14 protein-coding genes are annotated in these 13,521 nt (G+C 66.2%); 11 read left to right on the forward strand and 3 right to left on the reverse strand.

All coding sequences use genetic code 11. The features are described 5' to 3' along the window. Window positions 1–43 precede the first annotated feature (43 nt). Both ACT54L_RS01655 and ACT54L_RS01660 read left to right on the forward strand, forming a co-directional pair. Entirely contained in the window at window positions 44–1,225 is a 1,182-nt protein-coding gene (locus tag ACT54L_RS01655; protein ID WP_476083795.1) for a beta-glucosidase, read from the forward strand. A gap of 273 nt (window positions 1,226–1,498) precedes the next feature. Further along, window positions 1,499–2,272: a Crp/Fnr family transcriptional regulator gene (locus ACT54L_RS01660; protein ID WP_476083796.1), complete on the forward strand. Its 774-nt coding sequence runs from the start codon at window positions 1,499–1,501 to the stop codon at window positions 2,270–2,272. A gap of 74 nt (window positions 2,273–2,346) precedes the next feature. Here ACT54L_RS01660 and ACT54L_RS01665 read toward each other — a convergent pair whose 3' ends face one another. Next, window positions 2,347–3,150, reverse strand: coding sequence for an IclR family transcriptional regulator domain-containing protein (locus ACT54L_RS01665; RefSeq protein WP_476083797.1), 804 nt, complete (start codon window positions 3,148–3,150; stop codon window positions 2,347–2,349). A gap of 307 nt (window positions 3,151–3,457) precedes the next feature. On the opposite strand from ACT54L_RS01665, the gene ACT54L_RS01670 reads away from it, so the two are divergent. From ACT54L_RS01670 to ACT54L_RS01710, 9 genes are all read left to right on the forward strand, one after another. Next, window positions 3,458–4,270, forward strand: a complete 813-nt coding sequence (locus ACT54L_RS01670) for a citryl-CoA lyase (RefSeq protein WP_476083798.1) — start codon at window positions 3,458–3,460, stop codon at window positions 4,268–4,270. 8 nt (window positions 4,271–4,278) lie between these two features. Beyond that, window positions 4,279–5,457, forward strand: a complete 1,179-nt coding sequence (locus tag ACT54L_RS01675) for a CaiB/BaiF CoA transferase family protein (RefSeq protein WP_476083799.1) — start codon at window positions 4,279–4,281, stop codon at window positions 5,455–5,457. Between the two features lie 76 nt (window positions 5,458–5,533). Next, complete coding sequence (locus ACT54L_RS01680; protein WP_476083800.1) at window positions 5,534–6,397, forward strand: DODA-type extradiol aromatic ring-opening family dioxygenase; 864 nt, start codon at window positions 5,534–5,536, stop codon at window positions 6,395–6,397. Further along, window positions 6,394–6,759, forward strand: a complete 366-nt coding sequence (locus ACT54L_RS01685) for a hypothetical protein (RefSeq protein WP_476083801.1) — start codon at window positions 6,394–6,396, stop codon at window positions 6,757–6,759. The genes ACT54L_RS01680 and ACT54L_RS01685 overlap by 4 nt, the downstream gene beginning before the upstream one ends. A gap of 163 nt (window positions 6,760–6,922) precedes the next feature. Further along, window positions 6,923–8,188: an amino acid ABC transporter substrate-binding protein gene (locus tag ACT54L_RS01690; RefSeq protein WP_476083802.1), complete on the forward strand. Its 1,266-nt coding sequence runs from the start codon at window positions 6,923–6,925 to the stop codon at window positions 8,186–8,188. A gap of 141 nt (window positions 8,189–8,329) precedes the next feature. Beyond that, the gene (locus tag ACT54L_RS01695) at window positions 8,330–9,205 is read left to right on the forward strand and encodes a branched-chain amino acid ABC transporter permease (RefSeq protein ID WP_476083803.1); all 876 of its coding nucleotides are present in this window, start codon (window positions 8,330–8,332) and stop codon (window positions 9,203–9,205) included. Then, window positions 9,202–10,215, forward strand: a complete 1,014-nt coding sequence (locus tag ACT54L_RS01700) for a branched-chain amino acid ABC transporter permease (RefSeq protein WP_476083804.1) — start codon at window positions 9,202–9,204, stop codon at window positions 10,213–10,215. Before ACT54L_RS01695 ends, ACT54L_RS01700 begins: the two co-directional genes overlap by 4 nt. Beyond that, a complete protein-coding gene (locus ACT54L_RS01705) occupies window positions 10,212–10,925 on the forward strand; it encodes an ABC transporter ATP-binding protein (RefSeq protein ID WP_476083805.1) in 714 nt (237 codons plus the stop codon). Before ACT54L_RS01700 ends, ACT54L_RS01705 begins: the two co-directional genes overlap by 4 nt. Next, window positions 10,918–11,652 carry an ABC transporter ATP-binding protein gene (locus ACT54L_RS01710; RefSeq protein WP_476083806.1) on the forward strand — a complete coding sequence of 245 codons (735 nt, stop codon included), beginning with the start codon at window positions 10,918–10,920 and terminating at the stop codon, window positions 11,650–11,652. Before ACT54L_RS01705 ends, ACT54L_RS01710 begins: the two co-directional genes overlap by 8 nt. An 81-nt stretch (window positions 11,653–11,733) precedes the next feature. Here the strand turns inward: ACT54L_RS01710 and ACT54L_RS01715 are convergent, their stop codons facing one another. After that, a complete protein-coding gene (locus ACT54L_RS01715) occupies window positions 11,734–12,168 on the reverse strand; it encodes a RidA family protein (RefSeq protein WP_476083807.1) in 435 nt (144 codons plus the stop codon). Window positions 12,169–12,176: 8 nt separating this feature from the next. Further along, a complete protein-coding gene (locus ACT54L_RS01720) occupies window positions 12,177–13,388 on the reverse strand; it encodes a pyridoxal phosphate-dependent aminotransferase (RefSeq protein WP_476083808.1) in 1,212 nt (403 codons plus the stop codon). Window positions 13,389–13,521: the final 133 nt, after the last annotated feature.

Here is a 13,521-nt window from a genome sequence, read left to right on the forward strand (position 1 = left end):
CGGCGCGCCCTGCCCTGCCGGGATGCAGGGAGGGGCGGACATCATGGGGGAGGACAGGGAGCAGTGCATGCGGCTGGAGACGCCATTTGCCAGTTTCTTCATGGGGGGATTTGAATGCTCCACCCACCGGCGCGCGAACGGTGAACAGCTCGACCTCTTGTCCGCCACCCGGCACGACACCCTCGCCGCACGCGACTATGGGCAATTGGCGCAACTGGGCATCCGGTCGGTGCGCGACGGCCTGCGTTGGCATCTCATCGAGCAACAGCCCGGACGCTATGACTGGAGCAGCCTTCTGCCGATGGTGAGGGCTGCGCAGGCAGCGGGCACGCAGGTGATCTGGGACCTGTGCCATTATGGATGGCCGACCGACCTGGACATCTGGTCCCCCCACTTCGTTCACCGCTTCGCCCGCTTTGCCCGCGCGGCGGCCCGGGTCATTGCCTCGGAAAGCGGGCCGGCGCCCTGGTTCTGCACCGTAAATGAGATCTCCTTCTGGGCCTGGGCCGGGGGGCAACTCGGCCATATGGGACCCTGCGGCGTGGCACGTGGCGCCGAGTTGAAGCGCCAGTTGGTCCGGGCGGCCCTGGCCGCCCGGGCGGAGATCCTGACCGAGGTGCCGCGCGCCCGCTTCATCCAAGCCGAACCCCTCATTCATGTGGTGGGCGCGACGCCTGTCGATGCGGCCGCCGCCGAAGCCCGCCGAACCTCGCAATTCGAGGCCTTCGACATGCTGTGTGGACGGCTGGCGCCGGAACTGGGAGGCAGCCCGGAGGCCCTCGATATTCTCGGCCTGAACTTCTATCCGCAGAATCAGTGGGTGCTGGAAGGCGGCGCGCTCCCGCTCGGCTGCCACAATTTTCGTCCCTTGGCCGAGATGTTCGGCGAGGTCTACGCCCGTTACGCAAAACCCCTTTTCCTGGCCGAAACAGGAGCGGAGGGAAGCGCACGGGTGGCCTGGCTGCATTATGTCTGCGACGAGGTGCGCACCGCGCGGCAGGCGGGTGTGCCTGTGCTGGGCATTTGTCTTTATCCGGTCACCGACTATCCCGGCTGGGAGAACAACAGGCCGTGCGAGGTTGGCCTTCTCGGCATGCCCGACCAGAGAGGTCGCCGGCCGCTCCATGTCCCCCTGGCGGGAGAAATGCGTCGCCAGCAGGGTCTCCTCGAGACGGCGCGGGCTGAAACCTTGGAGGGTTCCGCATGGAGCCGCGCGCGCGGGTGATGGCCACGCCTGCACAAGGGGCTGGAGACCCTTGCCCGGCCATCGCCCGCCAAAGGAGGCGAGGCGTAGAGCCTCAGAAACGCTCATGAATCCGGCCGAGATGGATAAATGAAGGCCAAATGAAGCGCCCCTCCACTATTGTTCCTTCCTTTTGCAAATATTGATTTCGAGGATCTGCAGGAAACCTGTGTTAGGCTCGTGTTATCGCCAGATCGTATCCTCAGGCTCTGGCGACTGGGCGCTTGCTTCCGCCTGGAATGAAAGGCGCAGGCGATGAATTCGGCGACGACGCATCTCATCCGAAAACTGGAAGCGATTGGAAACCTGACCGAGACGGAGCGGCGGGGCATCGAGGAGCTGTCCCTGGTGACGCGCCTCGTTCCAAGTGGGCATGAGATCGTCGCGGACGGCAGCACCCCATCCCATTGCTGCCTGATTATCAGCGGCTGGGCCTGCAGACACAAAACCCTCGCCGACGGTCAGCGGCAGATCCTGTCCTTCCACATTCCCGGCGACATGCCCGATCTTCAGAGCCTGCACTTGAAGGTCATGGATCACGGCCTGACGTCCGTCTCCGACTGCACAGCCGCCTTCACACCCCACGAGCACGTGCGCCGCCTTATCGCCCAGCATCCAGGCATCGGCGCGCTCTTGTGGCGCGATACGCTCATCGATGCCTCCATGTTCCGGGAATGGATGGTGAACATGGGCCGGCGCTCCGCCCTGGAACGGGCGGCGCACCTGTTCTGCGAGATGTATATGAAGATGCGGGCGGTGGCCTTGGCGGGAGAATCACGCTTTCCGCTCCCCCTCACCCAGTCCGATCTCAGCGATGCGCTGGGCCTGTCCGCGGTTCACACGAACCGCATCCTCCAGGACATGCGGGCGCTCGGCCTCATCACCTTGAAAAGCCGGGAACTGGACATCCTGGACTGGGAGGGGTTGAAGGCGCTGGCGGGTTTCGACCCGACCTATCTCCACCTAAAGGCGCCGCCGGGCCTTGAGGCCGCGAGCGTGCAACGCCAGAGCGGCGCAGCGGTGGGATAAGCGAACGGATCGGCTCGGTCACAAGCTCATTCGGCGGCCTTCACCAAGGCAAGGGCTGGCCATTTTGACGGACATCAGCTCAAGGAATGGAGCAGGGCCGGGAAGCGGCTGAAGGTCTGCGTGATGCGGGTGGCAGAGACCTGCAACTCCGCCAGCCGCTCCGCCACGAGCCGCTCGGCGGTGATCTTGCCCGAATAGCCCGAGCTGTTGATGGCCGCCACCACCCGTCCCGACGGATCGCGGACGGGCACAGCCAACGATGTCACCCCATAATCCAACTGATCCACCGCCACGGCGTAGCCCTGCTGGCGGGCTTCCGAGAGGATCTGGCGCAAGCGCGCCGGGTCGGTCTCCGTATGTTCGGTCAGCTTTGTCGGGCGCAGCTGCGCCAGATAGATGTCGATGGCCTCCTGCGGCATGCGCGAGAGCAGCACGCGCCCCATGGACGTGGCATAGCCGGGATAGGTGACGCCGACCCGGGCCATGGGCCGGGACGCGCGCTGTTCGGAACAGTGCGCCACATAGAGGATATCCGGCCCGTCGAGCACGCTCACCGAAGAGGCATCTCCGAACATGTTCACCAGGCGTCGCAATTCTGGCATCAGCGCTTCGTCCACATGGGAGGCCCGCTGATAGGCAGCCCCCAGGGTGAGCACGCGGGCGGCCAGCACGTAGCGCTTGTTGATCTCCCGCACATAGCCCAGCGCCGCCAGGGTATGGAGGCTGCGCCGCGCGGTTGCGGGGCGAAGGCCTGTGCGGCGCGCCACGTCGGTCAGCGACATCTCGGGATGGAGGTCGTCGAAGCATTCCAGCACGGCGAGGCCGCGCGCCAGCGCTTCCACATATTCCTTGCCGTCCCCTGCCCCTTCCTCACTCATGCCGCTGTCGACCCCACTTTTCGTCAGGCGAAATATCTTTCGAGATTGAGCATTCCTGTTCGTCTGTCAACCTGCCAAAGAAAGCCTCTGACGCTGCGCTCCTTGCTGCACCAGCGAAGGGAACTATTCGCTTGACAGTCAAACACGCAAGCCTCAACCTAACTACGAATAAAAATTCGCCTAGCGAAATAATACGGAAACGCCGTCAGCCCTTCACCTTTCCACACGCCTGCGAACCACCGGGTTCGAGGGCACCGGCGGCCGTGACCAACGTGGCGGGAAGACATCCCGCCGGGGAGAACGTGCTTTGAAAATTGGTGCCGACACCGCCCCCACAACCGCCATCTCGGGCTCCAACCCGCAGACCATCATCGTGCGGGGCCACGACCTGGTTGAGGATCTCATCGGGCGCATCAGCTTCACGGCCCACACCTGGCTGCTCATCACCGGCCAATTGCCGAGCCCGGCCCAGGAAGCCATGCTCAATGCCACGCTGGTGGCCATCGCCGAGCATGGCCTCGTGCCCTCCGTGCAGGCCGCGCGCATGACGCTCGCCTCGGCGCCGGAGGCCCTTCAGGGCGCGGTGGCCGCGGGGCTCCTGGGCTGCGGATCGGTCATTCTGGGCGCCTCGGCCACGGCAGGCGCCCTGTTCGCCGAAATCCTCGACGAGCAGAAGGCCTCCGGCGGTTCGCTGGAGGAGGCCATCGCCAAGACCGTGCGGGCCTACCGGGCGGCCAAGCGCGCCATTCCCGGCTACGGCCATCCCCTGCACAAGGACGGCGACCCTCGCGCGCTGCGCCTCTTTGCCATCGCCCGGGAGCTGGGCCTGCACGGCGCCCATTGCCAGGTGGCCCTGGAGGTGGAGCGCATGCTCCCCGAGCTCGTGAACCGCCCGCTGGTGATGAACATCTCGGCCGCCATTCCGGCCGTTCTGCTGGATGCCGACTATCCGCTGCTGGCGCTGCGCGGCGTGCCGCTGCTGGCGCGCACCGCAGGGCTCATCGGGCACCTGCTGGAAGAGCAGACGCACCCCATCGGCTTCCTGATGTCCCACGCGGCGGCCTCCGCCATCAGCTATGACGGCCCGGCCCCCGAGGGCTTCGTGGCCAACGAGAATTGAGGGCTGCCATGTTCGGGGTTTTGAACGAGGTGCGCATCGTCGAGCAGGGCACCTTCATCACCGGCCCCTGCGCCGGCATGATGCTGGCCGATCTCGGCGCCGACGTGATCAAGGTGGAGAGCGCCGGCAATGGCGATCCCTATCGCAGCTTCAAGAGCGGCTTCTACAGCGCCCATTTCCAGGCCTATAACCGCAACAAGCGCAGCATCGGCCTGGACATGAAGGCGGAGGCGGATCGGGCCGTCTTCTATGACCTGATCCGGGAAGCGGACGTCTATATCCAGAACTTCCGCCCCGGCGCGGCCGCCCGCATCGGGGCCGACTATGAGACGCTGCGGGCCATCAATCCGCGCCTCGTCTATTGCTCCATCAGCGGCTTCGGGCCGGACGGCCCCTATGCCAAGCGCCCGGTTTATGACTCGGTGGCGCAGGCGGTGAGCGGCTTTCTTTCCGTTGCCATCGACCCCGAGCAGCCGCGCTTCATCGGCCCGGCGCTGGCGGACGCCATCACCGGCATCTATGCGTCCCTCGGCATTGCCGGCGCGCTGGTGGAGCGCGGCCGCACGGGGCGTGGGCGGCTGGTGGAAATCTCCATGCTGGAAGCCATGATGCATTTCGCCGTGGAGCCCTTCATGGGCTATTTCGCGCTCGGCGAACTGCCCTCCGGCGTCGACCGGCCGCGGCTGGCGCAGGCCTTCATCGTGCGCTGCAAGGACGAGAAGCTGTTCGCCTTCCATCTGTCCTCGCTGGATAAGTTCTGGGACGCGCTGGTGGAGGCCACCGGCGCCGCGCACCTGGCGAGCGACCCGCGCTTTGCCATCCGCCAGAAGCGCATCGACAATTATCTGGAACTGGCGGAAGCGCTGAACGCCGTGTTCGGGCAGAAGGACCGTGCCGCATGGGTGGAGCGCTTCGCCGGCTTCGACGTGCCCTATGCCCCCATTAACACCATTCCCGACGTGGTGGATGATCCGCAGGTGAACCATCTCGGCATGATCGTCCCGGTGTCGGAGCGCGTGGAAGGGGCCTCGCGGACGGTGCGTCCGGCCTATAGTTTCGATGGGAAGCGCGCGGGGGCGGTGAAGGCCGCGCCCACGGTGAACGAGAATGGCGCGGCCATTCGGACGGCACTGGCGGCGAACCCCGGCGCATGGCCGACCCGGCACCTGCACGTCGAGCCTGCCTGACCCTTTGCTGAACCTTAGAAAAAACGCGTGACGCCAAAGTATCGCGTGATCCAGAAAAGCAAGCGGAGAGGAAACAATGGCCACCCTGGCGGCCGTCCTGGCCACCACCCACCATCCCTTCTATCTGAAGGCCACGACCGCGCCGGTGGAGGAGCAAATCCCCCAGGCGGCGGAGTGGAAGCGCAAGGTCGAAGCCTACCGGGAGACGCTGACGCGGGCAAAGCCCGACATCCTCGTCATGGTCGGCGCCGACCACTTCCACCAGTTCTTCCTGGACAATTACCCGACCTTCCTGATCGGCAAGGCCGCCCGCTACGATGCCACCTTCTACAATGAGGAGCGCGAGTTCGGCCTGCCCAAATATGTGCTGGAGGGCCATGAGGACCTCTCGCGCTTCATGCACCAGGGCCTGATGGACCGGGGCTTCGATTTTTCCTTCAGCCATGAACTGAAGATCGACCACTCCATCATCTGCCCGATCATCACCACGCGGCCGCAGGCGGACCTGCCCATCGTGCCGATCTACACCAACATCTTCGCCCCGCCCCTGCCCTCCCCCCGGCGCTTCTGGGAACTGGGCCGGGCGATCCGCGAGGTGATCGACGCCTATCCCACAGACAAGCGCATCGCCGCGGTGGGGTCCGGCCATCTGTCGCTGGAACTGGGCGGGCCGCGCCAGTTCGGTGAGCATGGGCCTGATCCCGAGTTCGACGTGAAGGCCATCGAGTGGCTCGCCAATGGCGACATTGACGCCATCCTCGAGAACGTCACCCACGAGACCATGAGCCGCAGCGGCAACGCCACCCACGGCTTCATGGACCTCATCCTGATGATGGGGATCGCCGGGCCGCAGCACAAAGCCGCCTATGTGGACAGCCTCGATCTCTACCACACCCGCGAGGCCTATCTGACCTGGTATCCCGAGGAGGAGCGCGCATGAGCAAGTATTATGTGAACAAGTTCCTCTTCACCGTGGATCGCAATCCCGAATATCTGCAGCGCTACAAGGAGGACCCCCGCTCTTTCGTGGCCACTTGGGAGCAGTCCATCGGACCTTGCCTCAACGAGGTGGAACGGACCACGGTGAACAGTCTCACGCCGGAGGAGCGCGAGGCACTCATCAATCACGATTATGTGGCGCTGTTCGAGATGGGCGCGCACTTCTTCCTCTCGCTGACCATCTTCATTGCGATTTATGATGAAGACTATATGCGGCGCAGCGGACCGCTCTCGTTTCAGCGTGAATTCGCGGCGCGGCTCCAGCATTGGACCGGACGCGAGTATCCGACCGTCGCGCTCTAGAGCATGCGCCGATCAGCCTGCGCTTCAGGCTGATCGGATCACGCATTCTTTATCCGTGAGTTGGAGCGCATCTGGCGGGCGCCGGCACAAGCTGGCGCACGCATCAAGAAAGAAGCGGCCCGGGATGTCCCGCAAGGCCGAAACAGACCACCGGGAGGACATCATGACCATCTCACGCAGGAGCTTCGGCAAGCTTGCGGCCGCCACCAGCCTCGCCGTCGCCGCCCCCGCCATCTGGACCTCGGGCCGCGCACAGTCCGGCCCCATCCGCATCGGCACGAGCTTTTCCATGACCGGGCCGCTCTCGTCCACGCGGGCGGGCCTCATCGGACTGCAGATCTGGCGCGACGACATCAACGCCGCCGGCGGCCTTCTGGGCCGGCAGGTGGAGATCGTCACCTATGACGACCAGAGCACGGTCTCGCAGATCCCGAGCATCTTCTCCAAGCTCGTGGACATCGACAAGGTGGACATCCTGCTGTCGCCCTATGGGGCCGTGCTGTCCGCCCCCGTCATGCCCTTCATCAAGCAGCGTGGCCGCTTCATGATCGGCATGTTCGCGCTGGCCGCCAACGAGGGCGTGAAGAGCGACCGCTACTTCCACAGCGCCCCCTGGGGGCCGGACGCCAAGATCAATTGGGCCCGCGGCTTCTTCGAGCTGGGCAAGGCCAATGGCTGCAAGCGCATCGCCATTCTCAATGCCGACGTGGAATTCGCCAAGGTCTCCGCCGCAGGCGGCAAGCTCGCGGTGAAGGAGCTGGGCCAGGAGGTGGTGTTCGACCAGAGCTATCCGCCCAACACCTCGGACTTCTCCGCCATCCTGCGCAACCTGCGCGCGGCCGAGCCGGACGCCGTGTTCGTCTGCTCCTACCCGCCGGACAGCGCCGCCCTCATTCGCGGCCTGTCGGAAGTGGGCGTGGGCGACAGCGTCAAGCTGTTCGGCGGCGGCATGGTGGGGCCGCAATATGCCTCCACCCTCCAGGCCCTCGGCCCGGCGCTCAACGGCATCGTCAACTTCAACCTGTTCCTGCCGGAAAAGACCATGCTGACGCCGGCCGTCACCAAGTTCCTCGACCGCTACACGGCGATCGCGGTGCCCGAGAAGCTGGACGCCCTCGGTTATTACATCCCCCCCTTCTATTATGCGGCCGGCGAGATGCTGGCGGCGGCGGTGAAGGGTGCCGGCTCCACCGACAATGCCGCCATGGCCAAATGGCTGCACGCCAATCCGGTGAAGACGCTGGTGGGCGATGCCACCTTCAATGAGCTGGGCGACTGGACGGAGCGGCGGGTGCTGATGACCCAGTTCCAGGGCATCAAGGGCAATGACATCGAACAGTTCCGCCAGCCGGGCCGCCAAGTCATCCTCGATCCGCCGGCGCTGAAGTCCGGCGACCTCATGGCGCCCTTCATGAAGGCGCGGAGCTGACCTGCACGCGGTCCGAGCCGTCATGCCCGGGCGTGTCCCGGGCATCCATGGGCTGCGTTGAGACAGTCCTTGCCAAGCCCTGTGGAGGGCCGGGACAGGCCCGGCCCTGACGCCGCATCTTTGAAATAGAGGCCCCTTGCCATGTTCCTGGACCAACTGGTCAATGCGGTGGGCACTGGCGTGATGCTGGGCTGCATCTATGCCGCGCTGGCCCTCGGCCTCGCGGTGACGTTCGGCCTGCTTCACATTCCCAACATCGCCCATCCCGCCTTCGTCATCGCCGGGGCCTATGTGGTGGCGGTGGGCAATTCCTATGGTCTTGATCCCATCCTCGTGGCGGTCCTTGCCCTGGTGCCCTTCTATGTGGCGGGCCTTGGCTTCTACGAATTCTATTCCCGCGTGTTCGAGCGCCGCGGCGCCGCCGACACCATGAATGCGCTCACCCTGTTCTTCGGGGTCTCGCTCGTGGTGGAGACGCTGCTGCTCATCAAGTTCGGCACCAATCAGCAGGCGGTGCAGGTGGCCTATGTGGGTCAGAGCCTGACAATCGGCCTCCTGTCCCTGCCCTACCGGCTGCTGGTGCCGGCGCTGATCGCCCCGGTGATGGTGGCCCTCCTCTGGCTCTATCTGCACAAGACCCATGCGGGCATCGCCATCCGCGCGGTGGCCCATGACGAGCGCGGCCTGTCGGTGAGCGGCATCGATCCGCGCTGGATCAAGCGCCATGCCTTCGGCATCGCGGCGGCAACCGCGGTCATGGCCGGCGCCGCCCTCATCATCATCGGGCCGGTGGACCCGTTCGGCGGCCGGCTGATGATCGGGCGGGTGTTCGCGGTGGTGGTGCTGGCGGGCATGGGCTCGCTGCCGGGCACCATCGCGGCCGGCATCCTGATCGGGGTGTCGGAATCCCTCGTGGCGGCCTTTGCCAGCCCGTCCTGGGCCCCCGCCGTCGCCTTTTCCATTCTCCTCGCCACGCTCGCCCTGCGCCCGCAAGGGCTGTTCGGAGCGCGCCGATGACCGCCGGAACCTCGCTCATGAGAGCCTCCTCCGCAGCCAAGACCGACACCGCGCAGCGGCAACGGCGCCGCACGCTGGCCTTCGGCCTCGGCGCCCTCGCCGTGCTGGCCGCCGGCCTCGCGCTCACGCGCACGGTCGAGAACCCCTATGTGTTCTTCTCGGCCTTCATCATCATCCAGTCCATTGCGCTGGCCACCGGCTGGAATGTGCTCGGGGGCTATGCCGGCTACATCAATTTCGGCGCCACCGCCTTTTATGGCGCGGGGGCCTATACCGGAGCCGCGCTGCTGAAGGCATTCGAGGCCTCCGTGTTCCTGGCCCTGCCGGCGGCGGGCCTCGTGGGCGGCGTGCTCGGGCTGATGATGGGCTACATGACCCTGCGGGTGCAGGGGGTCTATTTCGCCATTGGCACCATCGCTTTGGTGGTGATGGCGCACACCATCGTCATCAATGTGGACTTCCTGGGCGGCGCTTCCGGCCTTGCCCTCCTGCCGCCCGAGGCGCCGGCCTGGGCGGGCGGGCAGATCCAGTTCGTCTTCCTCATCATGCTGGCGGTGGCGGTGTTTGCCGTCGCCGTGGCGCGCTGGATCGAGGTGTCGTCGGTGGGCCGCGCCTTCCGCGCGCTCAGGGCGAGCGAGGAGGCCGCCGAATGCGCGGGCGTGCCCACCTTTCGGCTGAAGCTGGCCGCCTGCGCCATTTCTGGCGCGCTCCTGGCCATGACCGGGGCACCCTTGGTCTATTATGCCTCCTTCATCGAGCCTGAGACCGTGTTCGGGCTGGCGCTTGCGCTCAATGCCATCGCCATGCCGCTGATCGGCGGCCGGCAATCCTGGCCCGGCCCCATCATCGGTGCCGTGCTGCTGGGCGGCCTGCAGCAAGTGGCCACCATCACCATTTCCTCCGAGCTCAACATCCTGCTGGTGGGCGTGGTGCTGATCGCCTTCGTCGCCGCCGCGCCCGAGGGCATTCTCGGCCTCGTCGACCGCCTGCGGAAAGGACGCACGCCATGAGCGAGCCCATCCTCGTTGCAGAAGCCGTCGAGAAGCAGTTCGGCACCTTGCGGGCCCTCGGCCCCATCACCGCCACGCTCCATGCCGGCGAACGGCTCGGCATCATCGGCCCCAATGGGTCGGGCAAGACCACCCTCATCAATTGCCTCACCGGCACGTTGACGCCCAATGCCGGGCGCATCCGCTTCCTGGGGCGGGACATCACCGGCCTTTCGCCGAGCGCCCGGGCGCGCCTCGGCCTTGCGCGCAGCTTCCAGATCCCCAAGCCCTTTTCCGGCATGACGGTGTTGGAAAACCTGCTGGTGCCGCTGGACCACGTGCGGCACGTGGAGGCCCCGCGCGACACCGCCATGGACATCCTCGCCTCCGTCGGCCTAGCAGGGCGCGCAGAGGACGATGCCGGCCGCCTCACCCAGCTGGAATTGCGCAAGCTGGAACTGGCGCGGGCGCTCGCCGCCGCACCGAAGGTGCTGATCGCGGACGAGGCCATGGCCGGCCTTTCGGACCGCGAGATCGACGATGTGCTCGCCATTCTCGAACGGCTCAACGAGGCCGGCGTGGCGGTCATCATGATCGAGCACATCATGCATGCGGTGATGCGCTTCTCCCACCGCATCATCTGCCTGGAATCGGGCCAGCTGATCGCCGACGGGTCCCCCGAGGCCGTCTCCAGCGATCCCCTCGTGCAGAAGGTGTATTTCGGTGAATAGGCTCATCATCGAAGGGGTCAGCGCCGGCTATGGCGCGGTCGCGGTGCTGCACGATGTCTCGCTGGAGCTGCGCGAGAGCGAGTTCGTCGCCCTGCTCGGCACCAATGGCAACGGCAAGAGCACGCTCCTGAACACAGTCCTCGGCTTCGTCCGGCCCACCAAGGGGCGCATTCTGCTGGAATGGGACGGGCAGGTGCTGGACCTCACCGGCCTTCCCCCCCACCGCATCGTCAATGAAGGCGTCGCCCTGGTTCCGGAAGGCCGGCGGCTCATCCCCACTTTGACGGTGGAGGAAAACCTCGTGCTGGCCGGCAGCTGTCCGCGCGCGCGGAACGACCTCTCGGCCAATCTCGCCTTCTGCTACGAGACCTTCCCCCTGCTGCGGGAGCGCCGGGCGCAACGTGCGGGCACCATGAGCGGCGGCCAACAGCAGCTTCTTGCCATTGCCCGCGCGCTCATGACCTCGCCGCGCGTGGTCATCATTGACGAGCCCTCGGTGGGCCTTGCTCCCATCGTGGTCTCGCAGGTGTTCGATGCGGTGCGCGATCTCCAGACATCCCGGCAACTCACCATCCTGATGGCCGAGCAAAGCTTCTTGCGCGCCGTGGACCTGGCATCGCGCGCCTATGTCCTCTCCCACGGCGCCATCGTGCGCACCCTCGACCGGGAGCACGAGGCTTTCAGCGCGGACGACCTGCGCCGGACCATGATGGGCATGGCCCATTGAAGACAGCCCGTGGCCGTGTGCCCCGGCGCGTCCCCCGCCCTGGAGGTCGCGGCGGGAAAAGGCCGCGCCGCGACCTCGCCTTCACGTCCTGACGCCCACCAGGGCCACCAGCGTGATCTCCACCATCGCATTGCCCGGCAAGGAGGCCACGCCAACGGCCGCGCGGCTCGGCAGATCGGCGGCTCCGATCCATTGCGCGATACGCCGGGAGGCGTGGTCCGCACTCCGGGAATGCGCCGTATAGCCAACGGGGGCGTTGAGATAGACGGTGAGGCTGAGCACCGAAGCAAGGCACTCCCCATCCGCGAGAAGCCCTTCGGCGGCCCGTAGCGCATTTTCGGTGGCCAGCTCAACCGCTGCGATGCTGGCTGCCGCATCCCCATCCAACGGCACCGGCCCCGTATGGAGGAGCACGCCGTCCCGCCGCGGCGTCATGCCGGAGACGAAAACCATATCCAGATGGCGACGGGCGGGAAGGTAGTGGCCTTGGGGCCGGGGAAGGTCGGTGCTGCTCATGGGTCCGGTCACCTGCCATAAAGGGTGGCCATGGCGACGATCCGCCGTGCGGCGGCCACGGCCTCAGCATGGTCCTGGGAGAAATTCAGGCGGATGCTGTGCTCATGCGGGCCGAACTCGGTGCCCGGCGTGACCACCACATGAGCCTGATGCCGCAGCAGGCGCACGAAATCCGGGAGGCTCACCGCCAGCTCCGGCAAGGTGGGGAAGAGGTAGCTCCCGGCCTTCGGTGTGCGCGTCTCCAGCCCTCCCGCCCGAAACACGTCGAGCACGTCATCGCGGATGACCTGGTGCAGGCGGATGCGGTTGGCCATCCAGCCTTCGGGCTCGTTGAACCAGGTGCGCAGCACCGCCTGGTTGTAGCCGGCCGCCCGAAGCGAGACGATGGCCTGCAGCTTCTCCATGCGGTCGATGACGGAAGGCGCGCCGAAGGCGATGCCAAGCCGATAGCCCGAGAGCGATTCCGTCTTGGACGGCCCCATGATGGTGACCACCCGCTCCTCCGCGAGGCCGCAGGCGCGCAGATGCGTATAGGTTTCACCATCATAGAGCAGGCGGGAATAGAGCTGGTCGGCAACCACCGTCACATCGAACGCGGCGGCAAGATCGGCAATGGCCTGGATCTCGCGGCGGGAATAAACGACGCCTGTGGGATTGTTGGGATTGGAGAACAGGAACACCTTGGCTCCCGCCGCGAACACCTCCCGCAGGCGGTCGAGATCGATGCCTGCCTCCGCCGAGGCGCCCAGATAGTTCATGGGCACGGGCACCGGCGCGCCGCCCAGGAATTGGACGATCTTTCGATTGGCGAAATAGTCGGGCTGGACGATGGCCACCTGGTCGCCCGGTCCCACCAGCGCCCCGAGCGCCAGGAAAAGCGCGCCCTGTGTGCCCGGCGTCACGATGGTGCCCGCATCGGCCGAGACGGGCGCACCCGTGAAGGCGGCGAGCTTTTCCGCAAGCCCGGCGCGAATGTCGGCCGCGCCCCGATATTCCGTATAGGCCTGCCGCCCGCCGGCTGCCACCGCCTGCGAGAAGGCCTCAAACGCGCCGGGCGTCGGCGTGAAGGCGTCCACGTCGCCGTGGGAGAAGTCCACCAGCCGGCCCGGCATCACCTCGCCGCGCATGAGGCGCCCCACGTCTCCCGCGCCCTGGCGGACCTCCTGTCCGGGGGCATGGTCGGTGGCGAGGGCGGCGAATCTGTCGAGGGCGGCAGGCATGGCGGTGTCCTTGATGCGAAAGAATGAGGGGCGGTGGAGCGATCTGGCGCCGAGGGCACGATCCGACCAGATCGAACCGCGATGCGGTTCCATCTGGTCGGCAAATCGCCCTCTAAATCATTGAATAGAGGCG

It is taken from the genome of Aquabacter sp. DMC10 (genome assembly GCF_056314145.1).

Bases quoted from the DNA above. Each gene is read 5' to 3' on its own strand.
- ACT54L_RS01680 (WP_476083800.1), top strand. From the start codon at position 5,534: ATGGCCACCCTGGCGGCCGTCCTGGCCACCACCCACCATCCCTTCTAT.
- ACT54L_RS01685 (WP_476083801.1), top strand. From the start codon at position 6,394: ATGAGCAAGTATTATGTGAACAAGTTCCTCTTCACCGTGGATCGCAAT.
- ACT54L_RS01705 (WP_476083805.1), top strand. From the start codon at position 10,212: ATGAGCGAGCCCATCCTCGTTGCAGAAGCCGTCGAGAAGCAGTTCGGC.
- ACT54L_RS01665 (WP_476083797.1), bottom strand. From the start codon at position 3,150: ATGAGTGAGGAAGGGGCAGGGGACGGCAAGGAATATGTGGAAGCGCTG.
- ACT54L_RS01660 (WP_476083796.1), top strand. From the start codon at position 1,499: ATGAATTCGGCGACGACGCATCTCATCCGAAAACTGGAAGCGATTGGA.
- ACT54L_RS01700 (WP_476083804.1), top strand. From the start codon at position 9,202: ATGACCGCCGGAACCTCGCTCATGAGAGCCTCCTCCGCAGCCAAGACC.
- ACT54L_RS01695 (WP_476083803.1), top strand. From the start codon at position 8,330: ATGTTCCTGGACCAACTGGTCAATGCGGTGGGCACTGGCGTGATGCTG.
- ACT54L_RS01715 (WP_476083807.1), bottom strand. From the start codon at position 12,168: ATGAGCAGCACCGACCTTCCCCGGCCCCAAGGCCACTACCTTCCCGCC.
- ACT54L_RS01720 (WP_476083808.1), bottom strand. From the start codon at position 13,388: ATGCCTGCCGCCCTCGACAGATTCGCCGCCCTCGCCACCGACCATGCC.
- ACT54L_RS01675 (WP_476083799.1), top strand. From the start codon at position 4,279: ATGTTCGGGGTTTTGAACGAGGTGCGCATCGTCGAGCAGGGCACCTTC.
- ACT54L_RS01655 (WP_476083795.1), top strand. From the start codon at position 44: ATGGGGGAGGACAGGGAGCAGTGCATGCGGCTGGAGACGCCATTTGCC.
- ACT54L_RS01690 (WP_476083802.1), top strand. From the start codon at position 6,923: ATGACCATCTCACGCAGGAGCTTCGGCAAGCTTGCGGCCGCCACCAGC.